The 24,852-nt window shown below is 71.3% G+C and carries 24 protein-coding genes and 1 pseudogene; 10 read left to right on the top strand and 15 right to left on the bottom strand.

What is annotated here, in order from left to right; translation table 11 throughout:
• Positions 1-48: 48 nt before the first annotated feature.
• Positions 49-1,473 (bottom strand): DHA2 family efflux MFS transporter permease subunit, encoded by a 1,425-nt coding sequence (locus tag DFJ67_RS16980; protein ID WP_116068871.1) that lies wholly within the window; start codon positions 1,471-1,473, stop codon positions 49-51.
• 68 nt (positions 1,474-1,541) lie between these two features.
• A complete protein-coding gene (locus DFJ67_RS16975; protein ID WP_116068870.1) occupies positions 1,542-2,021 on the bottom strand; it encodes a MarR family winged helix-turn-helix transcriptional regulator in 480 nt (159 codons plus the stop codon).
• A gap of 110 nt (positions 2,022-2,131) precedes the next feature.
• Between DFJ67_RS16975 and DFJ67_RS16970 the strand changes: the two genes are divergently transcribed.
• A complete protein-coding gene (locus tag DFJ67_RS16970; protein ID WP_116068869.1) occupies positions 2,132-3,109 on the top strand; it encodes a DUF4034 domain-containing protein in 978 nt (325 codons plus the stop codon).
• Between the two features lie 51 nt (positions 3,110-3,160).
• Entirely contained in the window at positions 3,161-6,100 is a 2,940-nt protein-coding gene (locus tag DFJ67_RS16965; protein ID WP_116068868.1) for a M36 family metallopeptidase, read from the top strand.
• Between the two features lie 65 nt (positions 6,101-6,165).
• On the opposite strand, the gene DFJ67_RS16960 is transcribed toward DFJ67_RS16965, so the two are convergent.
• Positions 6,166-7,689, bottom strand: coding sequence for a restriction endonuclease (locus DFJ67_RS16960; protein WP_116068867.1), 1,524 nt, complete (start codon positions 7,687-7,689; stop codon positions 6,166-6,168).
• A gap of 102 nt (positions 7,690-7,791) precedes the next feature.
• A complete protein-coding gene (locus tag DFJ67_RS16955; protein ID WP_116068866.1) occupies positions 7,792-8,181 on the bottom strand; it encodes a TIGR03618 family F420-dependent PPOX class oxidoreductase in 390 nt (129 codons plus the stop codon).
• Positions 8,182-8,309: 128 nt separating this feature from the next.
• Between DFJ67_RS16955 and DFJ67_RS16950 the strand changes: the two are divergent.
• Positions 8,310-9,791 (top strand): annotated as a pseudogene (locus DFJ67_RS16950) (glycine hydroxymethyltransferase); the annotation flags it as partial.
• Between the two features lie 59 nt (positions 9,792-9,850).
• Here the strand turns inward: DFJ67_RS16950 and DFJ67_RS16945 are convergent.
• The 5 genes from DFJ67_RS16945 to DFJ67_RS16925 form a co-directional block, all read right to left on the bottom strand.
• Positions 9,851-10,834: a beta-ketoacyl-ACP synthase 3 gene (locus tag DFJ67_RS16945; protein WP_116068864.1), complete on the bottom strand. Its 984-nt coding sequence runs from the start codon at positions 10,832-10,834 to the stop codon at positions 9,851-9,853.
• A gap of 29 nt (positions 10,835-10,863) precedes the next feature.
• Positions 10,864-11,949 carry an FUSC family protein gene (locus DFJ67_RS44370; protein WP_116068863.1) on the bottom strand — a complete coding sequence of 362 codons (1,086 nt, stop codon included), beginning with the start codon at positions 11,947-11,949 and terminating at the stop codon, positions 10,864-10,866.
• Positions 11,942-12,373 carry a hypothetical protein gene (locus DFJ67_RS16935; protein WP_116076306.1) on the bottom strand — a complete coding sequence of 144 codons (432 nt, stop codon included), beginning with the start codon at positions 12,371-12,373 and terminating at the stop codon, positions 11,942-11,944. Before DFJ67_RS16935 ends, DFJ67_RS44370 begins: the two co-directional genes overlap by 8 nt.
• Before the next feature lie 73 nt (positions 12,374-12,446).
• Positions 12,447-13,319: a M56 family metallopeptidase gene (locus DFJ67_RS16930; RefSeq protein WP_116068862.1), complete on the bottom strand. Its 873-nt coding sequence runs from the start codon at positions 13,317-13,319 to the stop codon at positions 12,447-12,449.
• A complete protein-coding gene (locus DFJ67_RS16925; RefSeq protein WP_116068861.1) occupies positions 13,316-13,696 on the bottom strand; it encodes a BlaI/MecI/CopY family transcriptional regulator in 381 nt (126 codons plus the stop codon). The genes DFJ67_RS16930 and DFJ67_RS16925 overlap by 4 nt, the downstream gene beginning before the upstream one ends.
• Before the next feature lie 105 nt (positions 13,697-13,801).
• Between DFJ67_RS16925 and DFJ67_RS16920 the strand changes: the two genes are divergently transcribed.
• The 4 genes from DFJ67_RS16920 (at position 13,802) to DFJ67_RS16905 (ending at position 17,338) form a co-directional block, all read left to right on the top strand.
• Positions 13,802-14,554 (top strand): class I SAM-dependent methyltransferase, encoded by a 753-nt coding sequence (locus DFJ67_RS16920; protein ID WP_203783579.1) that lies wholly within the window; start codon positions 13,802-13,804, stop codon positions 14,552-14,554.
• A 12-nt stretch (positions 14,555-14,566) separates the two neighbouring features.
• Positions 14,567-15,103: a phosphatase PAP2 family protein gene (locus tag DFJ67_RS16915; protein WP_170215888.1), complete on the top strand. Its 537-nt coding sequence runs from the start codon at positions 14,567-14,569 to the stop codon at positions 15,101-15,103.
• A 46-nt stretch (positions 15,104-15,149) separates the two neighbouring features.
• Positions 15,150-15,719 (top strand): DedA family protein, encoded by a 570-nt coding sequence (locus tag DFJ67_RS16910; RefSeq protein WP_116076304.1) that lies wholly within the window; start codon positions 15,150-15,152, stop codon positions 15,717-15,719.
• An 86-nt stretch (positions 15,720-15,805) separates the two neighbouring features.
• Positions 15,806-17,338, top strand: a complete 1,533-nt coding sequence (locus DFJ67_RS16905; RefSeq protein WP_116068859.1) for a glycosyltransferase family 2 protein — start codon at positions 15,806-15,808, stop codon at positions 17,336-17,338.
• Between the two features lie 218 nt (positions 17,339-17,556).
• Here the strand turns inward: DFJ67_RS16905 and DFJ67_RS16900 are convergent, their stop codons facing one another.
• Positions 17,557-18,561 carry a glycosyltransferase family 2 protein gene (locus DFJ67_RS16900; RefSeq protein WP_116068858.1) on the bottom strand — a complete coding sequence of 335 codons (1,005 nt, stop codon included), beginning with the start codon at positions 18,559-18,561 and terminating at the stop codon, positions 17,557-17,559.
• An 87-nt stretch (positions 18,562-18,648) separates the two neighbouring features.
• On the opposite strand from DFJ67_RS16900, the gene DFJ67_RS16895 reads away from it, so the two are divergent.
• On the top strand, positions 18,649-19,305 hold the full coding sequence (locus DFJ67_RS16895) for a DUF6962 family protein (RefSeq protein WP_147315524.1): 657 nt from the start codon (positions 18,649-18,651) through the stop codon (positions 19,303-19,305).
• Here the strand turns inward: DFJ67_RS16895 and DFJ67_RS16890 are convergent.
• The gene (locus tag DFJ67_RS16890) at positions 19,302-19,688 is read right to left on the bottom strand and encodes a RidA family protein (protein WP_116068856.1); all 387 of its coding nucleotides are present in this window, start codon (positions 19,686-19,688) and stop codon (positions 19,302-19,304) included. The genes DFJ67_RS16895 and DFJ67_RS16890 overlap by 4 nt on opposite strands.
• Before the next feature lie 70 nt (positions 19,689-19,758).
• Here DFJ67_RS16890 and DFJ67_RS16885 point away from each other — a divergent pair, with 70 nt between their 5' ends.
• Complete coding sequence (locus DFJ67_RS16885; protein ID WP_116068855.1) at positions 19,759-20,121, top strand: YciI family protein; 363 nt, start codon at positions 19,759-19,761, stop codon at positions 20,119-20,121.
• A 22-nt stretch (positions 20,122-20,143) separates the two neighbouring features.
• Positions 20,144-21,370: an RNA polymerase sigma factor gene (locus DFJ67_RS16880; RefSeq protein WP_116068854.1), complete on the top strand. Its 1,227-nt coding sequence runs from the start codon at positions 20,144-20,146 to the stop codon at positions 21,368-21,370.
• Here the strand turns inward: DFJ67_RS16880 and DFJ67_RS16875 are convergent.
• From DFJ67_RS16875 to DFJ67_RS16865, 4 genes are all read right to left on the bottom strand, one after another.
• A complete protein-coding gene (locus DFJ67_RS16875) occupies positions 21,363-21,989 on the bottom strand; it encodes a hypothetical protein (RefSeq protein WP_116068853.1) in 627 nt (208 codons plus the stop codon). The two genes, DFJ67_RS16880 and DFJ67_RS16875, sit on opposite strands and share 8 nt — an antisense overlap.
• Positions 21,986-22,117, bottom strand: coding sequence for a hypothetical protein (locus tag DFJ67_RS44365; RefSeq protein WP_275407654.1), 132 nt, complete (start codon positions 22,115-22,117; stop codon positions 21,986-21,988). Before DFJ67_RS44365 ends, DFJ67_RS16875 begins: the two co-directional genes overlap by 4 nt.
• 97 nt (positions 22,118-22,214) lie before the next feature.
• Positions 22,215-23,483: a cytochrome d ubiquinol oxidase subunit II gene (locus DFJ67_RS16870; protein WP_116068852.1), complete on the bottom strand. Its 1,269-nt coding sequence runs from the start codon at positions 23,481-23,483 to the stop codon at positions 22,215-22,217.
• A 5-nt stretch (positions 23,484-23,488) separates the two neighbouring features.
• Positions 23,489-24,847 carry a cytochrome ubiquinol oxidase subunit I gene (locus DFJ67_RS16865; RefSeq protein ID WP_116076302.1) on the bottom strand — a complete coding sequence of 453 codons (1,359 nt, stop codon included), beginning with the start codon at positions 24,845-24,847 and terminating at the stop codon, positions 23,489-23,491.
• Positions 24,848-24,852 lie beyond the last annotated feature (5 nt).

The raw sequence follows: 24,852 nt of genomic DNA, 5'->3' as shown, positions 1-24,852 counted from the left end.
GGTGCCGCTGAGTGTGGCGACGACGTCGGGCGTCGTCGTCATCAAGCGTCAGACGCTCACGGTTTCGGCCACCGGCGCCGGGCGCGGGGCCGGCCGCAGCAGCGCGAACGCGACCACGAACGCGACCACGACGAGGCCGGCGCCGACCCCGAACGCCAACCGGTAGCCACTGGTCAGCGCTTCGGCCGAGCCGTGGCCGAGCCCCACTAGCCGCGCGGTGCGGGAAGCGGCCAATGTGGACAGCACCGCGACGCCCATGGCCATCCCGATCTGCTGCGTGGTGTTGAACAGGCCGGAGACGAGTCCGGCATCGTCGGGGCGCGCACCGGACATGGCCAGCGTCGCCAACGCCGGCAGCGCGAGCCCGAAACCCGAAGCCAGCAGCATCGTCGGCAGCAGGTCGGTCACGTAGTTGGCGTGCACCGGCAGCCGGGCCAGCAGACCGAGGGTGGCGCCGAGCAGCACCAGGCCGAGCAGCAGCATCCGGCGTTCGCCGAAGCGGGCGTTGAGCCGGGCCGACAGCCCCAGCGACACCGCACCGATGGCCACGGCGGCGGGGAGCATCGCGAGGCCGGTGCGCAGGGCGTCGTAGCCGAGGACGCGCTGGAGGTAGAGCGTCACGATGACCTGGAACGCGAAGCAGGCGGCGAGGGTGAGCACCTGGACCAGGTTGGCCGCCGAGACCCCGGGCGCCCGGAGCACCCGCGGCGGCAGCAGCGGGTCGCGCGCGGTGCCCTGCCGGATGGCGAAGGCGACCAGCAGCGCGAGCGCGACGCCCAGGCCGCCGAGCGTGCGGGCCGAGGCCCACCCGTACGACTCGATTTTGACGACTGTGTAAATGGCCGTCACGAGGCCGGCGGTGACCAGTGCTGCGCCGATGACGTCGGCACCGGACGCGGGGCCCAGCCGGCGGTCGGCCGGCAGCGTGCGCTGGGCGAGCAGGACCGTGGCCAGGCCGATGGGCAGGTTGATGAAGAAAATCCAGTGCCAGTTCAAGGCATCGGTGAGTACGCCGCCGAGCACCTGACCGATGGCCGCGCCCGCGGCGCCGGTGAAGCTGAAGACCGCGATGGCCCGGCCGCGCTCGCCCGGGGTGGCGAAGAGGGTGACCAGGATGCCGAGGCTGACCGCGGTGGCCATCGCGCTGCCGACGCCTTGCAGGAAGCGGGCGCCGATCAGCATCGCGGGGCCGGTCGCGACGCCGGCCAGCAGCGAGGCCGCGGTGAACACCAGGGTTCCCGCGACGAACATCCGTTTGCGACCGATCAGGTCGCCGAGCCGGCCGGCGAGCAGCAGCAGGCTGCCGAACGCGATCAGGTAGGCGTTGACCACCCAGCTCAGGGCGGCGGGTGAGAAGCCGAGGTCGTCTTGGATGGCGGGCATCGCGACGGTGACGATGCTGCCGTCGAGGACGGTCATCAACGAGCCGGTGGCGATCACGCCAAGGGCGATCCAACGGACACGGGCAGACATGCGGTCCTCCTAAAGCCGATAGGAAGGACCGTAGCGGATAGTTCCGTTGCAGACAATCTCTAAGTTGACTAGTTGCGGGCGCGCCGGACCGGGCGCGGGTTCTCCACCGGCTCGGCCAGGTGGTCGCCGACCAGGCGTTCCATGGCTCGCAGGAAGGTCTTGCGCTCGGTCGCGGGCAGCGCGCCGAGCGCCTCCTCGTGCACCCGGTCGACGATCTCCTGGCTGCGGTGGGCCACCCGGGCACCCTCCGGGGTGACCGCGATGATCCGGGCCCGCCGGTCGGTGCTCGACGGCCGCCGCTCGGCCAGACCGGCCTCTTCCAGGGCGTCGACGGTGACGACCATCGTGGTCTTGTCCATGTCACCGAGCTCGGCGAGCTGGATCTGGGTGCGCTCCTCTTCGAGGGCGTGCACCAGCACGCAGTGCATCCGGATGGTGAGCCCGATCTCGCCGAGTGCGGCGGCCATCCGGGTGCGCAGCACGTGACTGGTGTGGTCGAGCAGGAACGACAGGTCAGGGCTGCCGCGCCGGGGGGCCATGGCGGTCATGCCACCAGCATAGGTCCGTAGCAGATTATCCGCCAAAGTCGCAACCCCGGTGATCTTTATCGGGCAGGACCCCTTCCGATCGAAGATCACCACCCTTACGATCGGCGGCCATGTGGCCGTTTTCGATCTCGTCCCGCCTCACGGTCGACCCGACCGAGGGCGACCCGACCGCGCGTGCCCTGGTCGAGTCGCTCGCCCGGCACGACTGGGCGGCCGCCGAGACGCTGCTTCGCGGGACACCCGACGCGGACGACCGCGCCTACGTGCTCGACCTGACCAGCGCGGTGCCCGACCTGTGGCCCGCGCTGGGCTCCTGGGTGGCCGCGGCGCCCGGCGACCCGTTGCCGTTGACCGTCCGCGGCGCGTACGCCATTGGTTGGGCCTGGGAAGCCCGCACCGCGGCCCGGGCGAAATATGTCACCAGGGAACGGTTCCAGGAGTTCTTCCGCCGACTCCTGCTGGCCGAAGACGACCTGGCGGCGGCGATCGCGCTGGACCCCGAAGACGTCACCGCGCGCAGTTTCCTGGTGCTCTCGGCCCGGGGCCGGCAGGTGCCGAAGGAGGAGGCGGAGGCCCGCTTCGCGGCGGTGGTCGACCGCTACCCGCACCACCGGTTCGCGCACGAGCACCGGCTGCAATACCTGTGCCACAAGTGGTTCGGCAGCGACGAGGAGATGTTCGCGTTCGCCCGGGAGGCGTCGGCGGCCGCGCCGGAGGGCAGCCTGCTCGGCGCGCTGATCCCGGACGCACACGTGGAGCGCTCGATGGAACGGCCGGGCGCCGGCTACTGGACCTCCACCGCGGTCCGCGACGAACTGCACGCCGCCGCCGCGCGGTCGGTTTTCCATCCCTCGTACCCGAAGCGGCTGGGTTGGGTCTGGGCGATGAACCTGTTCGCCTACGCGTTCTCGATGAGCGGCGACCGCCAGGCCGCGGCGACCTGTTTCGCCGCCCTCGGCGACCGGGTCACCGAATACCCGTGGACCTACGACACCGTTCTGGCCCGCCCGGAAAAGGCGTACGCGAAACACCGGGCCCGGGCTTATGGATCGACTCACGTCCATCCAGGGGATGTGCTGGGTCAGTGACGCCCGTAAATTTCTCTCCGACGGCAACGCTGCCGTCCGAGAGGAGGGGCCGTGCAAAGACGACTTCTTGGCTCGCGAGGGTCCACCGTGCTGCTGACCGCAGCGGTGTTGGTTCTCGCGTCCGGTGCGGCCGGTGGCGCCGCCCGGCCGGCTACGCAGCAGCGTGGGCCGGGCGACGGCGTGGTGGTGCAGGGTGACCACGCCGGATCCCGCGACAAAGACAACCGCCGCGGTGCGATCGCGCCGACCGGTGAGCAACGTAGCCGGGCCAGCCGCACGCCGGCTCGGGTGAGCTTCAACAACCTCGGCACCGTCGCGACGGCGGCGCCGACCAACCAGGCGCTGGCCACCGGGCTGTCCAAAGATCCGGCCCAGGCCGCCCGCGACTACGTGGCCGCCAACCGCGACCTGCTGGGTCTCACCGAGTCCGGTGCCGCCGCGCTCGAGGTGCTCACGGTGCGGCCGATGGGCGAAGGCGCCGCGGTGATCATGCGGCAGCGCTTCGGTGACCTGCCCGCCGGGCGAGACGGCATCCTGTCCGTGGGCGTACGCGCCGGTTCGATCCTTTATGTCAGCTCTTCCCTGGCCCGTGACGGTGCGGCACCGGAGCCCGCGACGATCTCCTCGGCCGACGCGGAGCGGATCGCGATCGCCGACGCCGCCGCCCCGGGTGCCCGCGCCCTGCGCAGCGACCTCGTCGCGGTGCCGACCGCCGACCGCGGCGTCCGGGCCGCCTACCAGGTGGTCGTCGTCGCCAACGGCGCCGAGCCGGTCGGCTATTCGACCTATGTGGACGCTCGCGACAGCGGCGTGCTGGTCCGTGAGGACCTGGTCGACCACGACTCCGACAACCCCGAGTGGGACGTCTTCCCGAGCTCGCCGCGGGTCGACTACAGCTCGACCGACAGCCGCGTCGACTGGTGCTGGGCCAAGGCCGCCGGCTGCGACGAGACGGTCGGCACCTCGGCCTCTCCGCTGGCCTGGGACGTCGACCCGGCGACCGGCCTGTCCACCAACACGACCCGCGGCAACAACGCGATCGCCGTGCACAACTGGAACAGCGCCGACCCGTTCACCGTCGGCAACGAGACCGCGACGGCCCGGCCAAACCGCGACTACCAATACCCTTGGACCAACCAGTGGTACGAGCAGGGCTGTAACCCGGCGACCTTCACCTCGCCGGAGCGCAACGACATCGACGCGGCGCGGGCCAACCTCTTCGGGATGCACAACCGGATGCACGACTGGTCCTACCATCTGGGCTTCACCGAAGCCGCCTGGAACATGCAGGGCGACAACTTCGGCAAGGGTGGCCTCGGCGCCGACTTCGAGCAGGGCAACGCCCAGGCCGGCGGCATCGCCGGTGGGTTCCCCAGCTTCGCCGCCCGCGACAACGCCAACCAGATCACGCCGCCGGACGGCACCGCGCCGATCACCAACATGTATCTCTGGCAGTCGATCCCCGGCAGCTTCTACGCGCCGTGCGTCGACGGCGACTACGACATGTCCGTGATCGCGCACGAATACGGTCACGCCATCACCGGCCGCATGATCGCCGGCCCCAACATGGGCCTGTCGAGCCCGCAGGGCATGAGCGAGAGCTGGTCCGACCAGCTCGCGATGGAATACCTCTTCGAGCACGGCTACGCGCCGTCCGGGACCCGCGGTTACACGATCGGGCAATACGTGACCTCGGACCCGATCGCCGGCATCCGCAACTACAACATGAGCCAGAGCCCGCTCAACTACAGCTCGGTCGACTACGACTTCGTCGGGCTCCAGGTGCACGCCTCAGGTGAGGTGTGGACGGCGACCAACTTCGACATCCGGGCCGCGATGATGAAGCGCTACGGGTCCGGCAACGCGAAGATCCAGAAGGCCTGCGCCAACGGCGAGCGGGCGGTCACCGACTGCCCGGGCAACCGGCGCTGGATGCAACTCGTCTTCGACTCCTACCTGCTGATGGCCGTCAGCGGGGTCAGCATGGTCGACTCGCGCGACGCGTTGCTGGCCGCCGACCAGATCCGCTTCGGCGGCGCCAACCAGGATCTGCTCTGGAACGCGTTCGCCAAGCGCGGCCTGGGCGAGGGCGCGACCAGCGCCGGCCCGGCCGACGTCAACCCGGTGCCGAGCTTCGCGTCGCCGCTCGCGACCGAGGCACGCGTGCTCTTCAAGCCGATCGCCCTCGGCGGCGGCACCGGCGCGCTGGCCAACGCCAAGCTGTACGTGGGCCGCTACCAGGCCCGCGCGATGCCGGTGGCCGACACCGACGCCGCGACCCCGCTGGGCAGCGAGGTGGCGCTGGTGCCGGGCACCTACGAGTTCGTCGCGCAGGCGCCGGGCCGGGGCCTCCAGCGGGTCGGCCCGATCACCGTCAAGGCCGGGCAGACCGTGCCGCTGCCGGTGATCATGCTGCAGAATCTCGCGTCGGGCTCGGCCGGCGCCACCGCCACCGGCGACGGCGTCAACCAGGCCATGCTGATCGACGACGACGAGACGACCAACTGGGCCTCACTGGGCAGCCCGATCGCGGGCAAGCAGGTGACGGTCGACCTGGCCGGCGGCGCCCAACTGGTCAGCCGGGTGCAGGTCAGCGCGATGCTCCGCACACCGCTCGCCGGCGACGCGGACACGGGCACGCAGAACAGGTTCAGCGCGCTGCGCCAGTTCAAGGTCTCCGCGTGCACGGCGCGGGGCACGGTCACGTGCACCAACCCGGCCGACTTCCGGGCCGTCTACACCAGCCCGAAAGACGCGTTCCCGTCTGTCGCACCCCGGCCGCGCGCACCCGAGTTGATCGCGCGCGACTTCCGGATCCCGCTGACCCTGGCCACCCACCTGCGCTTCGAGGTGGTCAGCAACCAGTGCACCGGCGCGCCCGACTATGCCGGTGAGCAGGATCAGGACCCCCAGTTCACCACCGACTGCGCCGCGGGCAGCATCCAGGACGACAACGTCCGCGCCGCCGAGTTCCAGGCCTTCCTGGCCTGATCAGCCAGAGCCGATGAGGAAGGGCCCCTGGTTCGCCAGGGGCCCTTCCTGCCGAACGGGTCAGCTCACTTCTTTGGGACGTGGACGATGCGCGCGGGGATGTTGTAATCCTGGCAAAGCGCCAGCAGGCCACTGCCATCGATGAGCTGCAAGGGCTTGCCGTTGGCGAACTGGTAACTGCTCGGGCCGAAGCCGCTCGTGGTTATCAGGATGCCGCTCTTCGCACCTTCATGCTGCATCGTTCCAAATAGGTCGCGGACGGCCGTCGGAGGCACGGTCTTGTTATAGAGCTTCGCCTGGATGACGTACTTCCCGCCCCGGATAGGGGTTGGATCGTAGGCGACACAGTCGACGCCACCGTCGCCATCTGCCCTGAAAATCTTGGTGTCGAAGCCCATGCGGTCAAACAAGTTGTGCACGAAATGCTCGAACTCTTTGGGCGAGAGCTCCAAGAGGTTGGGTCGCTTGTCCAGATTGCTGATGACGTCAACCGGGTCGATGATGCGCGGGTCGGCCATCTTGAATTCCATCACCGGCGGCACCGCCTGCAGCTCGTCAGGATGTGGAGACACATCGGCGGCGAAATACTTACGGACGCAAGCGACCGGATCGAGCTGCCGCAGCACCAGCGGTGCGAACTGCTCCCGGGTCGCCCTCAGCGTGATCAGGCAGGGCTCGATCGCCTGGCCGGTGCTCGGATCAATCGCATCCACTATGCCGTTGAAGACGACGGTCGTGACCAGCGAGAAGCGATCGGCGGTGAACACCGCGGTCAGCGCTCGCAAGGCAATCTGGGCGACCAGGGTTTGGTAGATCTTCCGGATCTCTGTAATCGGCCGCGCGACCCCATCAATCTCGTCGCGGGACTTGATCCATTTGTATGACTTTTCCGACGGCACGATGGTGGTCGGCGGCAATCGCCACTCGACCGCCAACAGCGTCGACTCAGGGACGTAGCCGGCGAGACGCTTTCTGGGAAATCCCTGAGGGTCGCGCACCTGGTCGATCACGAGTTGGAAGTAGTGGCTTACCGCGTGCCGGTCCGTCGCCTGCACCGCTGCAGCAAATCTGTCTACTGAGGCATTATGTCTAGCGGCTTCCTCATTGGCCGTCGACTGATGCTGGCTCTGGACGCGTCGCGCCTCAGTCGCGCGTTGTTGGCGTGCGATCTCGTCGGTCCGGTGTCTCTCAACCGCTGCGGCGAATGCGCTTTCGGCGGCGGCTCGCTCACGTAGGTGTCGTGCTTCTCCACCGAGCAGTCGGCCGACAACGCCGGGCGGCGGAGGCTCGAAATTCTCCCACCTCGGCGGTGGGAGTGGCTGCGAGTCGGCACCAAGTTCGATAGGGATGATGGGCGGACGCCGCTTCAAGGCATCGAAGTTGACGCCGGCAGCGGGGGACGCCAACGCCGTCGCGAGCAAACCGGTCAGTTCGCGAACACGCTGATCGGTCGCACCCGTCATGCCGGCAGCCTGCGCGATGCGCCCCTGCTCGTATGCCTTGACCTGCTCGCGCACCGCTTGCTTCGCTGCTTGCTCCGCAGCCCTCCGCTGTGCGGCGATCTGCCGTTGAATATTGCTCGACGTCATCTCCGCCCCTCCACGTTGTATCGCAGAGTAATCGAGCGGGTACACCTTGAACAGGCGGTGGAGGGCCCTTGGCTCGGCCGGGGGCCCTCCACTCTGGAAGCCTCAGAAGCTCTGTGCCCCCGCGCGGTCGACCTCCACGAGGTAGGCCGCGCGGTCGGTGCGCATCGGGTAGGGACCGCCGAGGTATTTCTGGGACAGCCGGTCGATGATCTCCCACCCGCGGTCGCCGTCGACGACCTCGACGACCCGGCCGCGGAGGTAGGCGCTGTCGGTCGGGCGGTCGCGCCGGGTCAGCGAGATGGCCACCCGCGGGTCGCGCTCGATGTTGCGGCCCTTGCGCGAGTTGGGTGAGGTGAGGAAGGCGACGTAGCCGCCCTCGCGGCCGACCCAGACCGGCACGCTGTGCGGCGAACCGTCCGGTAGCAGCGTCGCGATGTGTGCGGTGCACGGCTCGTCGAGCAGGCCGACCACGTCGGCGGGGAGATCACTCATGCGTCCCACCGTACGACCAGGGTCCGACGTTCTCCCTTCTTTCGGACACCCCCTGGCCAGGCGCGGGGCCGGCTGTCGGAGAATGGTTGCGGTCAACTCGGCTCGGTGTGGAGGCGCGCGTGGAAACGATCGTCAGCAGATATCTGGATGCGGTCGACCGCGGACAGCTCGACCCGTCCGCGATCGGGTTCTACGCGATGCTCGACGCGGTGCGGGCCGTCGACCCCGGCATCGCCGCGGCGACCGTGCAGGAACTGCTCGACCAGCGGTCCCACCTCAAGTTGATCGCGTCGGAAAACTTCAGCTCGCTGGCCGTGCAGGCGGCGCAGGGCTCGCTGCTCACCGACAAATACGCGGAAGGCTTTCCGGGCCACCGGTTCTACGCCGGCTGCGACAACGTCGACACGATCGAGGCAACCGCGGCCAAGCTGGCCACCGGCCTGTTCGGCGCCGAGCACGCCTACGTGCAGCCGCACTCCGGTGCCGACGCCAACCTGGTCGCGTTCCTGGCGATCCTGGCCACCCGGGTCGAGGCCGACGTGCTGGCCAAGCTCGGCGGCCCCGACGCGCCGGCCCGGCTGCCGCAGCTCGACGCCGAGCAGTTCGCCAAGCTGCGCACCGAGCTCAACAACCAGCGGCTGCTCGCGATGGACTACTACTCCGGCGGGCACCTCACCCACGGCTACCGGTTCAACATCTCCAGCCGGATGTTCGAGGCGCACTCCTACGCCGTCGACCCGCAGACCAAGCTGCTCGACCTGGCCGCGGTGCGCGACAAGGCCCGCGAGGTGCGGCCGCTGATCCTGCTCGCCGGCTACTCGGCCTACTCCCGGAAGATTAATTTCGCGGAGTTGCGGTCGATCGCCGAAGAGGTCGGCGCGACGCTGATGGTCGACATGGCCCACTTCGCCGGTCTGGTCGCGGGCAAGGTGTTCACCGGCGACTACGACCCGGTCGCCCACGCGCACGTGGTCACCACGACCACCCACAAGACCCTGCGCGGCCCGCGCGGCGGCATGGTGCTGTGCACCGGCGAATACGCCGAGGCGGTCGACAAGGGCTGCCCGGCGATCCTCGGTGGCCCGCTCTCGCACGTGATGGCCGCGAAGGCGGTCGCGCTGCGCGAGGCGTCGAAGCCCGAGTTCGCCGGCTACGCCGCCCGGATCGTCAGCAACGCGCAGGCGCTCGCCGACGGGCTGCTCAAGCGCGGCGTTCCGGTGCTCACCGGCGGCACCGACAACCACCTGCTGCTGGTCGACGTCGAAGAGGGCTTCGGGCTCACCGGCCGGCAAGCTGAGCAGGCACTGCGCGACTGCGGCATGACGCTCAACCGCAACAGCCTGCCGGGCGACCCCAACGGCGCCTGGTATACCAGCGGCCTGCGGCTGGGCACGCCGGCGCTGACCACGCTCGGCATGGGTCCCGGCGAGATGGACGAGATCGCCGACATCATCTCCCGGGTGCTGGCGGCCACGTCGCCGGCGCAGGGTGAGGGCGGCAAGCCGGCCAGCAAGGCCAAGTTCAGCACCACGCCCGACGCCGTCCACGAGGCCGGCAAGCGGGTGCACGCCCTGCTCTCCCAGCACGTGCTCTACCCCAACCTCGACCTCGACCACGTGCACCCGGCCGACTTCGGCCTGAAGGCGTTCGAGCACCGGGGCGCCGCAGCCTAAGGCAGATCAACCACCATCGCCGAGTACGACAGCCCCGCACCGAAGCCCACCAGGAGGGCGGCGCCGTGCGGGGCGTCGGGCGCGGCGAGCAGCGCGTCCAGCGCGAGTGGGATCGAGGCGGCCGAGGTGTTGCCGGCCGTCTCGATGTCGGCGGCGACCACACACGACGGTGGCAGGCCCAGGTCGGCGGCCATCCGGTCGGTGATCCGGGCATTGGCCTGATGGGGCACGAACGCCGCCAGCGACGCCGGATCCAGGCCGGCCACGGTGAGCGCCGCGCGGGCGGTGGCCGTGACCTCCTGCACGGCCCAGCGGAACACCTCCGGCCCGGCCATCGTCATGGTCGGCCAGAAGTCGGGCTTCTCGCGCATGCTGGTCCACGGCTCCTGGTGGCCGATCAACCCCGCCCGCGAGCCGTCGGATCCCCAGACCACCGGGCCGACCGAGGGCTCCGGTGCCGGGCCGACCAGCACCGCACCGGCGCCGTCGGCGAACAGGAAGGCCAGCGACCGGTCGGTCGGGTCGATGATGTCGGTCATCCGTTCCGAGCCGACCACCAGCACGTGCCGGGCGCTGCCGGCCCAGATCAGCCCGTCGGCGACCGCGATCGCGTGGCAGAAGCCGGCGCAGGCGGCGCCGAGGTCGAGAGCCGCCGCGGTGGCCGCGCCGACCTGCTGTGCGACCTGCGGCGCGGCGGGCGGCGTCTGCTGCACCCGGGACATGCTGGCCAGCAGGACCGCGTCGACGTCGCCCGGCTCGAGACCGGCGCGCTCGACCGCCTGCCGGCCGGCGGCGGCCGCCATGCTGACCACGGTTTCGGTGTCGTCGGCGAACCGGCGGCTGGCGATGCCGGAGCGTCGCTTGATCCACTCGTCGGTGGAGTCGATCTGAGCGCAGATCTCGGCGTTGGACACCACCCGGGCCGGGCGGTACGCACCGACGCTGAGTAGCCGGCTTCCCCCAACCGCCGCTACCCGCATCGATCACCCCTCAGGCCGCCGACCCACGCTTATGAGTCATTACATCCAGCGGTAGGCCCGGTCGGAGCGTTTTCGGCAAACGGCCCATGGCGGCCGGCCAGGAGCAGTTGGCCCGCGGCGGCGTGCAGGTGGCCGGCGACGGCTGTCGTGGCCGTCGGCGGGGCCGCACGCTCGGCGCGGCCGGCCCACGCCTGCGCCTGCCGGGCCGCCTGCGCACCGTGCCAGGTGCCGGCGGGGTTCACCAGGTCGCGCAGCAAATCGTCGCTGGCCCGGTCGAGCGCCGCCATCGCATCGAGCAGGCCGGGCGCCAGCGGCACGCCCAGCGCCGCCGACTCGTGGCGGAGCGCCTGGTGCAGGTTGTCGATCGCCCGGCGCAGGTGTGGCGCGGCCGCGTCCACCCGGGCCAGGGTCAGCCGCGTCCGGTGGTGCAGCAGGCCTATCGAGACCAGGTGGGCGGCCCGGGTGGTCTCCTCGCTCAGCACCTTCAGCGCGGCCTCCGCCGGGTGCAGCCGCTCAGCGGCGGCCAGCGTCGCCGCCGGGTCGGCGTTCCGCACGGCCGCCGTACCACCCTCGAACGCCTCGCCCAGCCGGTCGTGCACCGCGTCCGCCGCGCGGCGGACGGCCCGCAGCGGCTGGCGAGGTTCGACGACCGCGCGGATGACGAGGGCCACCCCAGCGCCGATCAGCGCGTCGATCCAGCGCTCCCAGAAGATCCCGCCGCCCGCGTGCGGATAGAGGGCGAGGATCAGGACCGCGGTGGTGGTCGCCTGGTTGAGCACCATCCGGCCGCCGCTGACCACCAGCGCGAGGCTCGCCGCGAGGATCACCACCAGGGCGAGTTGCAGGGGCCCACGCCCGATGAGCCGGACCAGGCCATCGGCGAGGATCAGCCCCACCGCGACGCCGACGATCAGTTCGGCGGTCTGCCGGACCTGCTTGCCGATCGAGCCGCTGACCACCAGCACGGCGGCAGCGGGAGCGAAGAACGCGTTGGCTTGGCCGAGCACCGCGCCGGCGATGAACCACGCGAGCCCGGCGGCCGCGCCGATCTGGAGCACGATCCAGCGGTCGGCCCAGGTGGCGACCAGCCGCGGCTTGAGCCAGCCGTCAGCCACGCCAGCGGTAGTACGTCCGCACCACGTCGTCGACCAGCAGGGACAGGCCGATGCCCAGCAGCCAGGTGTCCTTGGCCAGCGGCGTGCCCTGTTCGGTCGGGCGCAGGCTCCCGTCGAGGCGCATGCCTGGTGTCCGCAGGTAAAGGCCGACCAGTCCGGCCGAGAACCCGGTCAGGGTCAGCCCCGCCAGGCCTTCGGGCACCAGCGGGAACAACAGCACCGCGCCGACCGCGATCTCCGCCGTGGACAGCAGCCGCGCGAACTTCTGCGGCTCCATCTCGCCCAGGAACGGGTAGGCGGTCGAGGCGAAGCCGTGCATGCCCTTCGCCGCCACGTCGTCGGCGCCGCGCTTGGTCAACCCGGAGTTGAGCACGAACGCGCCCGTCGCGAGCCGGAGCGGCAGTTGGTGTGCGAGGTCTCGCATGAGCAACACGTGACTCCCCTTTGTTCGCGGCAGGAGACCGTCGCCTACCCGCTCGAACCAGGGCCAAACGGACCTACGCGGCGCCGAGCCAGGCGGCGGCGAGGGCGGCGAACTCCGCGGCGGCCACCAGGGTGACCAGGCCGATGCCGGCGACGACCGCGCCGGGGACCAGGAGTCGGGTCCAGCGGCCGCGTGGTGCCGGGCGGCGCAGAGCGTGCACCCGCGCGACCACACTCCCGCCGCCGAGGGCGAGCACGGGGCTGGCCGCCAGCGCCGCCTTGGCGACGCAGCGGGCGACCAGGCCGCGGTCGCCGATCTGGGCGGCGGCCTCCTCGTCGGCCCAGCGTTCGGCCTGGTAGGCGACCGCGTCGCGGAGCGGCACCAGCAAGGGGTTGACGGCCGCCGCGGCCGCCGCGACCGAGACCAGGCGGTCGTGCCGGTGCCGGAGGTGGGCGCGTTCGTGTGCCAGCACCACCCGCCGCTCCCGGCCGTCGAGGGCGCGCAAGAGACCAGTGGTGACCAGCACGTGGCCCGGGCGGCCGGGCACGGCGATCGCGTGCGGCGCCGCCCAGTCGGCCACCACCAGCCCGTCGGCCTGTGGTGTGCCGGCCGCGCGCAGCCGCCGGGTGGTGTCGCGGCGCAGCCGCAGGTCGCGGACCAGCCGCACGGCGCCCCAGCCGAGCAGCGCGGCGGCGACCAGCGCGACCGGGCCGGGCACCGGCTTGGGCAGCCCGGGCAGGTGGTCGAGCGCGGAGAGCGGCGGCACGTCGTCGAGCAGGGTCAGGGCCAGAAAACCGAGACAGCAGGTGTACGCCGCCGCGGCGCCCGCCGCCGCCAGGGCCAGCCCCCGGGTCGCGACGGCCGGCGGCGCGTGTCGGACGGCGACCCGCGACACGGCCACCAGCAGCAGCGAAAGCAGCGCGGGCAGGTAGACGGCGAGGGTCACGGTGCCTCCGGCGGCTCGGCCAGCAAGGCGCGCAGGGTGCGCGCGTCGTCGTCGTCAAGCTCGGCGGCGAACCGCTGGAGCACCGCCGAGCGGTCGGGGCGGCCCGCCAGCGTGGCGCGCATCCGCCGAGCCGCTTCGGACGCCTCTTCGTGCTTGACCCAGTAGACGTGACCGCGGCCCTGGGCCCGCCGCTGCACGGCGTCTTTCTCCAGCAGCCGGATGAGGATCGTCTGCACGGTGTTGTAAGCCAGGTCGTGGCCCAGCGCCCGCTGCACCTCGGTCGGGCTGAGCGGCCCGTCGGCGGCGGCGAGCGTCGCCAGGATCTCCGCCTCGAGCGCGCCATGCGGCCGGCGGCCAGCACCCGCGTTCACGGCCATCGATCCACCTCCGTCTTTCACCCTAACGCCCAACGCTGGTAGCGCTCGGTCCGTAACGAAGCTAGCACCTACACGTTGTAGGAGCTGATACCGAAAGGGGTGACCATGCGCGACTACGCGGACGTGTTCCAGGATGCCGCCGCGGCGGCCCGCTACGACGAAGAGGTCTACGCGCCGGGCGGCTGGGCGGCGGCGGTCGACCGCCGGCAACGGGTGCGGCTGCGGCGCTGGCTCCGGGGCGCGTTCCCGGCCGGCACCCGCCCGGTGCAGCACGACTTCGCCTGCGGCACCGGCCGGGTACTCACGATGTTCGACGGCCTGGTGGCCGGCGCGCACGGCTACGACACCTCGGCGACCATGCTGGCCCGGGCCCGCGCGCGACCCGTACCCGGTGAACTGCATCTGATCTCCGAAGGTGGGCCGGCCGAACCGGTGGCGAGCGGATCACCCGTACTCGTGACGCTGTTCCGGTTTCTGCTCAACGCGCCGCCGGAGGGGCGCGCGGCGGCGCTGGCCTTCGCGGCGCGGGCGCTGCCCGACGCGGACGCGGGATATTTGCTGGTGGAGAACCACGGGCCGAGCGGTTCGCTGCGCGGTCTCGGTCGGCACCGGCACCGGGCCGACCGCTGGTTCGCCGAGCTTTCCCACCGCCGGGTGGCCGACCTGCTGGCCGGGCACGGTTTCCGCATCGTGGGCCGGCACGGTTTCGGGGTGGCGCCGGCGGGCAGTTACCGGTGGGGCTGGTCGCGTCCGCTGGCCCGCGCGGTGGACGCCCTCGCGGGCCAGATTCCGCACGCGGCGGTGGCGACGACCGTGGTCTACATCGCGCGTCGATTTGACAGCACCTACAACTTGTAGGAGCTTTGGCTGGTGAACTACCGCGTGTTCGAGGCGATAAACGCGCTGGCCGGGCGGGTCGACGGGGTCGACGACCCGATCGAGTTCGTCGCGGTGTGGCTGATCTTCGCGGCGTTCGCGGTGGCCGCCGGCCTATGTGTGCACGCGCTGCTGCGGCGCCGCTTCCGGCCGGTGGTAGAGGTCGGCGCCACGCTCGCGGTCGCGTTCCTGGCTGGGCTCGGGGTCGCCGCGCTCGGCCTCGAGCAGCGGCCGTTCCAGACGCATCGCGTGCACCAGTTGATCACCCACGCGCCCGGCACGTCCCTGCCGAGCGACCACGCCACCGCGGCGTTCGCCGTCGCGCTGGCGGTCGCCGCCTTCCTGCACCGCGGCTGGGGCATCGCGCTGCTGGTCGCCGCCGCCCTGATCGGATTGGCCCGGATCTGGGTCGGGGTGCACTACCCGGCCGACATCCTGGCCAGCCTGGTCATCGCCCTCGCCGCGGTCGGCCTCGTCCTCCTCGCCCGGCGGCTGCCCCGGGGGTTGCCGGCCGTCGCGGAACGGCGCTGACGTGCCATCTTTCCTCGACCCGGAATGGCTGATCTCCACGTTCGGGATGCTGGGCATCCTGGTCGCGGTGTTCGCCGAGTCCGGGCTGCTGATCGGCTTCTTCCTGCCCGGCGACTCGCTGCTGTTCACCGTCGGGCTGCTGATCGCCGACGGCCATTACCTGCACCTGCCGCTGTGGCTGGCCTGCCTGCTGATCTCCGCGGCCGCTGTGGCCGGTGACCAGGTCGGCTATCTCTTCGGTCGGCGGGTCGGCCCGCGGTTGTTCTCCCGACCGGACTCGCGACTGTTCAAGCAGCAGAACCTGGAGCGCGCGGCGGAGTTCTTCCGCCGGCACGGCGCCCGCTCGATCGTGCTCGCCCGGTTCGTGCCGGTCGTCCGCACGTTCACGCCGATCGTGGCCGGCGCCAGCCGGATGCCCTACCGCACCTTCGTCTGGTTCAACATCCTGGGCGGCGTCCTCTGGGGCAGCGGCGTGACGATCCTGGGCTACTTCCTCGGCCAGATCGCGTTCGTCCACGCGCACATCGAGTTGATCCTGATCGGCGTGGTAGTGGTGTCGTTGATCCCGATCGGCGTCGAACTGCTCCGGGCCCGCCGGCGCCGGGTGTCCCGCTGACCGCGGTCCACCCCGCGTCCACCGGCCCGTAATACGGACCGGCTATCCTTCGCGCCCGTACGGGCGGCGGCGCTGAAGGGTTGGTCATGAACGCCATTCCGCGGGTGCTCCGCAACGACTGGTCGACGGTGGCCGTGCCCGACCTGGCCGGCTGGCAGCCCACGAAGACCGTCAGCGTGATCATTCCGGCGTTCCGCAGCCAGGCGACGCTCGACCTCACGCTGGCCTCGCTGAGCGCACAGACCTACCCGGCCGACCTGCTCGAGGTGGTCGTCGTCGACGACGGCTCCGAGCCGGCCATCGAGCTGCCCGCGATCCGGCCCGCGCACACCACGCTGCTGCGGGTCGGCGACGGCTGGGGCCGGGCCAACGCGCTGGCCTGGGGTGCCCAGCACAGCAGCGGCGAGATCCTGCACTGGCTCGACGCCGACATGGTGGCCTACCCGGAGCACGTCGCGGCGCAGGCCCGCTGGCAGCACGTGCTGCCCTACGCGGTCACGCTCGGCTACAAGCGCTTCGTCGACCCGGAGACCCACGGCCCATGGCCGTCGCCTTCAGTCGTGCTGGACACATGGCGGCGCGGTGCCGCGGCCGACCTGTTCGGTGGTGCCGCGGGAGAGCCGCACAGCTACGTCGAGCGCTACATCACGCAGACCGACCAGCTCCGCACCGCAGACCACCTGGCGTTCCGGATCCACGTCGGTGCCACCGCGGCCTTGACCCGTTCGCTTTACGAGGCCGCCGGCGGTTTCGACACGGAACTGCGGCTCGGCGAGGACACCGAGTTCGGCTACCGGCTGGCCCAGGCCGGCGCGGTGTTCGTGCCCGAGCCGGCGGCGCGGAGCTGGCACCTCGGCCGCACCCAGGTGATGCGGGCCCGCGAGCAGGTGGCCCGCTACAACGCGGCGTTCTTCGCCGACCGGATCCCCTATCCCCGACACACCCGCAAGGCCGGCGGGACGGTCTGGACCGTGCCGCTCGCCGAAGTGGTCATCCCGGTGGGCGACGAGTCACTGGAACGCGTCCGCGGCGCGGTCGACTCGGTTCTGCACGGCACCGACCTCGACGTGCGGGTCAACCTGCTCGGCGCGTGGGACAAGCTCGACGACGGCCGGGTGTCGCCGCTGGGCGACCCCGACCTGGACCGCCGGCTGATCGCGGCGACCTACCGCGGCGAGCCCCGGGTCCGCCTGGTCACCGAGCCGGTGTCCGCGTTCCCGGCGCCCTACCTGCTGGAGCTGCCGCCGGCCTACCGGCTCGCGCCGGACAGCCTGCGGCACCTGGTCGAGCTGGCCGACCATCACCGGGTCGGCCTGATCCGGGTGGCCACCGATGAGCCGGTGCTGCTCTGGCGCACGGCCGCGCTGCGCCGGGCCGAGCTGGTGCGGGCACCGGGCGAGTCGCGGGAGGACGCGGTCGCCGCGGTGCACGGCAGCCGGACCGAGCCGGCCGCGGCCGTGGGCGTCACCGCCGACGGCGGCCCGGCGGACGCCGGCGGACGCTCCCGACCGATGCCGTCCACCATGGAGGTAGGCGGGGTACGCTCCCTGGCCCAGGCGGCCCTGATGGTCGCGTCACTGACGGGCCGCCGGTTGAAGTCCCGCTTCGGCCGGCGCTAAGCCGAGCCCGACCTCGGCCGGCGCTGAAACCAAGCCCGGCGTTGGCCGGCGCTTGAGCCGAGCCCGGCGTTGGCCGGCGCTTGAGCCGAGCCCGGCCTTGGCCGGCACTGAAACCAAGCCCGGCCTTGGCCGGCACTGAAACCAAGCCCGGCGTTGGCCGGCGCTGGAGCCGAGCCCGGCTTCAGGCCGCCACTCGGCCGAGTCCGGCTTGGCCGGCGCTAGAGCTGAAGTCCCGGCTCGGCCGCCGCTAGACCCGGGGCTGGCACCGACATAGGTGCGGGTTCCGCGGCGCGGCGGCGGCGCAGCACGCTGTCGCGCAGCTTCGCGCGGAGGGCTGGCGGCACCAGCCAGACCTGTAGGAACGTCAGGTAGTCGAGGGCGCCGGGCCGGCCGAACGCGCGGGCCTCCTGGAGCAGCGCTCGGAAGACCCGGAAGCTGCCGCTCGACGCGGCCATCGAGCTGATCACGCTCAGCGTCACGGCCGCGTAGGCCCGCGGGGTGAACAGTGACCGGCTGCACCGCGACCAGTCGAACATCTGCTCCCACGGCGAGGCCAGGCTCAGCCGCGGTCGGTCTTCGTCGGTGTGCCAGACGACCAGGGGCTCCGGCGACACCAGCAGGTCGACGCCGTCTTGGGCCAGGGCGCGCAGCGTCCAGTCGAGCTCCTGGAGGCGGGGCAGGCCGACGGCGAACGGCACCCGACGCAGCAGCTCGGTCGGCGCCATGATCGTCGAGGTCTGCACGAAGCCGTCGCCGTGGAAGAGGCCGTGCCGGACCGTCAGGTATTCGCTGCGCGGCTCGCCCGGCTCCGGCAGCCGGCGGGGCATGACGAAATCCGCCCTCGGCGTACGGTTGATCAATCGGCTCGTGATGATCGGCAGCGGGACAGCGGCCGACTTCGCCAGCTCGAGTTGGACCGCCAGCTTCTCCGGCAGCCACTCGTCGTCGTCGTCGAGGAACGCGGTCCACTGCCCCTGCGCGGCGCGCACGCCGGTGTTGCGCGCGTTCGGGGCACCGCCCTGGCCGGGCAGCACGATCGTGCGCAGCCGCCGGTCCCGAATCGCGCCGAGCGCGTCCACGGTCTCGTCGTCGGGGCCGTCGACCACGACGATGACCTCGATGTTGTCGAAGGTCTGCGCGAGCGCGCCACGGACGGCCCGGGTCACCAGCGCCGGCCGCGAGTGCGTGGGTATGACCACGCTGACGTCAGGGAAAGCCGACATGCAGCGGAAAGTAGCGAGGCTGAAGGACCGGGAGGTGAAGTCGACATGGTCGGCGGGTGTCCAGCGAGCGGCGCGTAGCGTTGAGTGATGTTGGCGCAGCCCGCGCAAGCCCTCACCGACCTGCTGCTCGGCCTGGTCGTGCTGGCGCTGGCCATCGCGCTCTTCCGGCGCCGGGTGCGTCCGACGCACCGTTACTGGGAGTACGCCCTCGCCTGGATCTCCCTGTCCGCGCTGGGCGGTTTCGTCCACCACGGTTGGCTTGTCCGGTGGCCGACGGTCGCCACGGTGAGCTGGACACTGATCAGCATCGCGATCGTGCTCGGCGTCTCGTGCCTGCTCGCCGCCACGGTGGAGGAGGTGCTCGGCCCGGGCCACCGACGGGTCTTCTGGGTGCTGCGGGCGGCCGGGCTCGGCGCGTACCTCGGATTGGTGATCACCACCGGGGCCGGCATCGGCGCCCTCGTGGCCTGCGAGTCGATCACCTTCGCGTTCATCATCGGGCTCTGGGCCTGGGCCGCCCGGCACCGACATCCGCTGGGGCTGCCGGTGCTGGTGGCGATCGTGGCCAGCGCCGCCGCCGCCGGTGCCAAGGCGCTGTCGTCCGACGTCACCGGCTTCGTCAACCTGGACAGCGACTCGATCTACCACCTGGCCCAGATCGTCGGCATCGTGCTGCTCTACCGCGCCGTGGCGGTGAACCGCACCCGGACCCGGACCGAGAAGCCGACGCCGGTGGCGTCTTAGATCACCGCCGCCACCGCCTCGATCTCGATCAGGAAGTCCGGGCGGACCAGCCCGGCCACCCGCACCAGCGAGCTCGTCGGGGGCCGGGCCAGGTCGACGAACTCGTCGCGGACCGCGCGGACCGTCGCCAGCTCGGCCGTGTCGGTGACGTAGATCGTCAGCTTGAAGACGTCGGTCCAGGCCGCGCCGCCGGCCGCGAGCGCGGCGCCCACGTTGCGCATCACCTGGCGGGTCTGCGCCGCCCAGTCGCCGGCGACGACCGACCCGCTCGCGTCGACTGGCACCTGCCCGCTGGTCCAGACCAGCCGGCTTCCGGCGGGCACGCTGGCCACCTGGCTGTAGCCATTGGGGTTCGGCAGCGAAAACTCGATCACGGTGGAAATTCTCGCACCGGGTGTCGATCCCGGCCCGCCCGCGTTCGTGTAGGCAGTAACGGATCGGAGGGAAACCCGGATGAAGCACTACCTGCTCAGCGTCCAGCAGCCCGGCGACGGCACCCCGCTGCCGCCCGACCAGCTCGAGCCGATCACCAGAGACGTCAAGGCCGTCGACGAGGAGATGCGCGCGGCCGGGGCCTGGGTCTTCGTGGGCGGCCTGCACCCGCCGAGCACCGCGACCGTGGTGCGGCCCGACGGCGACGAGCTGGTGATCACCGACGGCCCCTACGTGGAGGGCAAGGAGCATGTCGGTGGGCTGGCCATCCTCACCGCCGCCGACCTCGACGAAGCGCTCGAATGGGGCCGCAAATACGCTCGCGCCACCCGGCTGCCGATCGAGGTCCGCCCGTTCCAGGAGCCGGGCGGGCATCTGGACTGAACCGCGCTGGCATGATGCGGATGTGGTGACCCCGGCTGAGATCGACCAGGTCTTCCGCGCGGAGTACGGCCGCGCCGTCGCCGTCCTGGTCCGCGTGTTCGGCGACATCGACACGGCCGAAGACGCCGTCCAGGACGCGTTCGCCGCCGCCGTGCGCCGATGGCCGTCGACCGGCCTGCCGCCCGGCCCCGCCGGCTGGATCATCACGACCGCCCGCAACCGCGCGATCGACCAGGCCCGCCGGGAGGCGACCCGCGAGTCCCGCTACGTCGAGGCCGCGCGGCTGTTCGGCGAGCCCGCGCCCGGCGCGGACCCCGGCCTCGAGCTCGCCGACCCGGACCCCGTCGGCGACGACCGACTGCGGTTGATCTTCACCTGTTGCCATCCCGCGCTGGCACTGCCGGCCCGGGTCGCGCTGACGCTGCGGCTGCTCGGTGGGCTGACCACCGCCGAGATCGCGCGGGCGTTCCTGGTCCCGGAGCCGACGATGGCGCAGCGGCTGGTGCGGGCCAAGGGCAAGATCCGCGACGCCGGCATCCCCTACCGGGTGCCCAGCGCCGCCGACCTGCCCGACCGGCTGCGGTCGGTGCTCGCGGTGGTCTACCTGGTCTTCAACGAGGGCTACACGGCGACGTCCGGCGACGAGTTGACCCGCGAACCGCTCAGCGCCGAGGCGATCCGGCTGGGCCGGCTGCTCGCGTCGCTGCTCCCCGACGAGCCCGAGGTGGCCGGCCTGTTGGCGCTCATGCTGCTCACCGACGCCCGGCGGGCGGCTCGCACCACGCCGGAGGGCGACCTGGTGCTGCTGGCCGACCAGGACCGCGGCCGCTGGGACGCCGATTTGGTCGCCGAGGGCCGGGCGATCGTGCGGGCCTGCCTGGCCGGCAACCGGCCGGGGCCCTACCAGCTCCAGGCCGCGATCAGCGCCGTGCACACCGACGAGGGCGGCACCGACTGGCGCCAGATCGTGGCGCTCTACGACCAGTTGCTGGCGATCGCGCCGAGCCCGGTCACCGAGTTGCACCGCGCGGTGGCGGTGGCCGAGGTCGACGGCGCCGAGGCGGCCCTGGCGATCGTGGCCGGGCTCGACCTCGACCGCTACCACCTCTACCACTCGGTGCACGCCGACCTGCTGCGCCGGCTGGGCCGCGACGCCGAGGCGGCCCGGGCCTACGACGAGGCGATCGCCCGCACCGGCAACGCCGCCGAACGCCGCTTCCTGGAACGCCGGCGGACCGAACTCAGCTAGCGGGCAGCAGGCCCGAGACGTCGACCGGCGGGTAGGCGGCGACCATCGACGCGCGGTTGGTGAAGAGCCGGGCCGACGGGAAGCGCTGGGCGAGGGTCTGCTGCCACTTGCTCGGGCTGCCGAGGTAGAGCACCAGCTCGACGGTCTTCACCACGCGGCCGTCGGGCAACTCGGTGCGCCGCCGCTCGTCGAAGATGTAGCGCGACTCACCCAGCGCGTTCACGAGGTTGGCCTGAGTAGGCATGGCGTACTCGAGCGCCTTGATCTCCGAATATTGCGCCCGGAAACCGCGCTCGCCCATCTCCACCCGGCCCCAGGCCTCGACCACGCCGGTGACGATGCAACCGGGGTGCAGCACCGACGACGCGGCGAGTTGCTCGTCGTCGGGCCGGTGGCAGGCGTAGATGCCGCAGGCACAGTCGCTGTGCGGTGCCGCGTGGTTGGTCGCGGGGTCCCGACAGATCGCGCGCATCGGCGAGTGCCAGACGTGGTTCTGGGTCACCGACTTGAGCTTCATGTCGACAGTGACTTCCCACTGCCGGTAGCCGCGCACGGTGCCGGCCACCAGGGTCGTCGGCCGGTCAGAGCTGAACTGATCCTGGAAGGGCGAGCGGGTCACGTGGTTGCCGGCTCCTTGACTGGCGCCGGCTCGACCGGAGCGGGGATGGCGGGTTCGACGGGGGGCGCGAACGGGTCGCCCGTGAGCGGGGCGAACTCGTACTCGTGGGTCTCCTTGCCGATGTCCATGGAGGGCAGCGTACAAGGCTCTGACCTGCGAATCTAAGGCTGGGAGCCGGACTTCCGCCCAAGGCACAGACCACCCAAGTCGGAAATATCCGAAGTGTCAATGAGGACGGCGCAGTAACTCGCGCAGCGAGCGGCCCGACACCTCCGCCGACGAGCGTTGCGCCAGCTCGACCGGGCCGACCGCGCGGAAACCGGTGAGCATCGCGACTCCCAGGAAAATGAGACCAAAGATATGCGCCACAGTTGGCTCGGCGATCGTCAGCAGCACGAAACCGGCGATGAAGAACCCGATCCCGGTCTGCGCCGCGTGCTTGCGCCGCTCGCGGGACACCGACCCACCCGCGGCCGGCGGCGGGCCCTGCGCGGTCGGGTCGAAGCGGCCGGCCAGCGTGAGCCGGAAGAGCAGCACCAGGCTCGGGAAGAGCACCACCGCACCGACCGCCAGCGAGACGATCAGCGCGATCAGCGTGGTGTCCGACGCCGCCGCGGCCTCGACCGTGAGTGTCGTCGGCAACAGGTAGGGCCGCTGCGCCACCGCCCAGCCCACGATGACCGCGGCCACCGCCAGGGCGGCGCTCAACCGGGCGGCGGTGAACCGGCGCAGCACGACCAGGCCCATCGCCACCAGGCCGGCGACGCCGCTGACCACCACCGGGACGAGCCCCCAGCCCGAGGTCAGCCCGTCGTAGAGCCGGGGCGCGTCGGAGCGCACCACGAACAGCCCGCCCAGCGCGAGCCCGCCGGCCACCACACCGGCGATCAGGGCGCGAGCGCGGAACGACTCGACCAGGTCCGGCTCGTGCAACCGCTCCGCGTCGGCGGCGAGGAAGACCGCGGCCAGGAACGCGCCGGTCGTCACGGCCAGGAACCCGGCCAGGATCGACGTCGGGCCGGTCCAGCTGCCGACCTCGGCGCCGAGCGCGTTGCCGGGCGGCACCCGCCCGCTGGCGATCGCGCCCACCACGGTGCCGAGCATGTAGGGCGTCAGGATCGACGCGGCCGCGAACGACAGGTCGATATAGCGCCGCTGCCGGGCGTTGGCCGCGTTCTGCAAGGCATAGGACATCCCGCGCAGGATGATGCCGAGCGCCGCCAGGAAGATCGGGATGGCCAGCGTGGAGAAGATCGCCCCGAACACTTCCGGGTACGCCGTCCAGAGCACCGTGATCACCAGGATCAGCCAGACGTGGTTGGCCTCCCAGACCGGCGCGTTGGCATGGTGCGCGTGGTCGCGGATCTGGCCGCCGCGCTCGCCCCGGCCGGCGGAGAGTTGCCAGACCCCGGCGCCGAAGTCCGCCCCGGCCAGCAGCGTGTAGAGGATCAGGCCGATCACGACGACGACCGCGGGGATGATCTGTAGCGCCATCGGCGTTACTCGGTGCGGCTGAGCGGATACAGGGCGTCGGTGTCCTCCGGTGTCGAGGGCATCGGCGAGCGGGCCAGCCGGACCAGGATCCAGATGACCGCGATGACCAGTGCGAGATAGACCGCGGCCAACACCCCATAGCCGACGGGTACGCCGGAGGCGCCGGTGACCGCCTCCTCGGTGCGCATGTACCCGTACACCACCCAGGGTTGCCGACCGACCTCGGTGGTGATCCAGCCGGCGAGCAGCGCGACGATCGAGAGCGGCGCGCAGAGCACGACGGCCCGGTAGAACCACGGCGTGACCGGCAGCCGGTGCCGCCACCAGCGGTAGAACAGGAAGACCACGGCGACCAACGCCAGGAACGTGCCGGCGAAGACCATGCTCTGGAACGAATAGCGGACGACGTTGACCGGCGGCTGGTCCTCCAGCGGCACGGTGTCCAGGCCCTGCACGGTGGCGTTGATGTTGTGGAAGGCCAGCAGCGAGAGCAGCTTCGGGATGCCGAGACCCCAGATCACCTCGCCGTTCTGATACCAGCCGAGGATGTGCAGCGCCGCGCCCTTGGTGGTCTGGCCCAGCCCCTCCATCGCGGCCAACTTGATCGGCTGGTTCTTCGCCACCTCGCGGGCCGCCCAGTCGCCGATCAGGATCTGCACCGGCGAAGCGACCGCGGCGGCCGTCATCGGCACGGTGAACGCGGTCCGCTCGTAGCGGCCCCACTTACCGCGCAGCGCGTACACCGCGTACGCACCGGCGACCAGGAACCCGGTGACGATGAAGCCGGCGACGTACATGTGGACGAATTCGTGCCAGAAGAACGAGTTGGCGAATAGCGCCTTGGCCGAGTTCGACGAGACGACCCGGCCGTTCTCGAACGTGAAATGGCCGGGGTGGTTCATCCAACCGTTGACCGAGATCACCATGAACGACCCGATCACACCGGCGACCGCGATCGGCAAACCGGACAGGAAATGGGCGCGCGGCGAGAGGCGGTTCCACCCGTACACGTAAATGCCGATGAAAATGGCTTCCAGGAAGAAGGAGAAGCCTTCGATCGCGAAGCCCAGGCCGAAGACGCCGCCGAACGTCGCGGTGAAATTCGGCCAGAGCAGGCCGAGCTCGAAGCTGAGGATGGTGCCGGTCACCACGCCGGCCGCGAACAGCGCGACCAGCACTTTCGACCAGCGGCGGGCCAGCGTGCGGTAGAGCTCGTCACCGGTGCGCAGATAACGCCACTCGACGAACAGCACCAGCGCGGGGAACGCGATGCCGATGCAGACCAGCGGGATGTGCACCACGAACGAGAGTGCCTGCATCTGGCGCGCTTCGAGCAGATAATCCTGCGCCAAGATCTCGGTCATCGCCA

The organism is Asanoa ferruginea, from assembly GCF_003387075.1.
Classification (GTDB): domain Bacteria; phylum Actinomycetota; class Actinomycetes; order Mycobacteriales; family Micromonosporaceae; genus Asanoa; species Asanoa ferruginea.
This window is presented reverse-complemented; position numbering and strand designations above follow the sequence as displayed.

Bases quoted from the DNA above. Each gene is read 5' to 3' on its own strand.
- DFJ67_RS16980 (WP_116068871.1), bottom strand. From the start codon at position 1,473: ATGTCTGCCCGTGTCCGTTGGATCGCCCTTGGCGTGATCGCCACCGGC.
- DFJ67_RS16905 (WP_116068859.1), top strand. From the start codon at position 15,806: ATGAACGCCATTCCGCGGGTGCTCCGCAACGACTGGTCGACGGTGGCC.
- DFJ67_RS16895 (WP_147315524.1), top strand. From the start codon at position 18,649: ATGTTGGCGCAGCCCGCGCAAGCCCTCACCGACCTGCTGCTCGGCCTG.
- DFJ67_RS16970 (WP_116068869.1), top strand. From the start codon at position 2,132: ATGTGGCCGTTTTCGATCTCGTCCCGCCTCACGGTCGACCCGACCGAG.
- DFJ67_RS16960 (WP_116068867.1), bottom strand. From the start codon at position 7,689: ATGACGTCGAGCAATATTCAACGGCAGATCGCCGCACAGCGGAGGGCT.
- DFJ67_RS16900 (WP_116068858.1), bottom strand. From the start codon at position 18,561: ATGTCGGCTTTCCCTGACGTCAGCGTGGTCATACCCACGCACTCGCGG.
- DFJ67_RS16870 (WP_116068852.1), bottom strand. From the start codon at position 23,483: ATGGCGCTACAGATCATCCCCGCGGTCGTCGTCGTGATCGGCCTGATC.
- DFJ67_RS16865 (WP_116076302.1), bottom strand. From the start codon at position 24,847: ATGACCGAGATCTTGGCGCAGGATTATCTGCTCGAAGCGCGCCAGATG.
- DFJ67_RS16925 (WP_116068861.1), bottom strand. From the start codon at position 13,696: ATGGCCGTGAACGCGGGTGCTGGCCGCCGGCCGCATGGCGCGCTCGAG.
- DFJ67_RS16920 (WP_203783579.1), top strand. From the start codon at position 13,802: ATGCGCGACTACGCGGACGTGTTCCAGGATGCCGCCGCGGCGGCCCGC.
- DFJ67_RS16955 (WP_116068866.1), bottom strand. From the start codon at position 8,181: ATGAGTGATCTCCCCGCCGACGTGGTCGGCCTGCTCGACGAGCCGTGC.
- DFJ67_RS44365 (WP_275407654.1), bottom strand. From the start codon at position 22,117: ATGGACATCGGCAAGGAGACCCACGAGTACGAGTTCGCCCCGCTCACG.
- DFJ67_RS16910 (WP_116076304.1), top strand. From the start codon at position 15,150: ATGCTGGGCATCCTGGTCGCGGTGTTCGCCGAGTCCGGGCTGCTGATC.
- DFJ67_RS16885 (WP_116068855.1), top strand. From the start codon at position 19,759: ATGAAGCACTACCTGCTCAGCGTCCAGCAGCCCGGCGACGGCACCCCG.
- DFJ67_RS16935 (WP_116076306.1), bottom strand. From the start codon at position 12,373: ATGCGAGACCTCGCACACCAACTGCCGCTCCGGCTCGCGACGGGCGCG.
- DFJ67_RS16945 (WP_116068864.1), bottom strand. From the start codon at position 10,834: ATGCGGGTAGCGGCGGTTGGGGGAAGCCGGCTACTCAGCGTCGGTGCG.
- DFJ67_RS16975 (WP_116068870.1), bottom strand. From the start codon at position 2,021: ATGACCGCCATGGCCCCCCGGCGCGGCAGCCCTGACCTGTCGTTCCTG.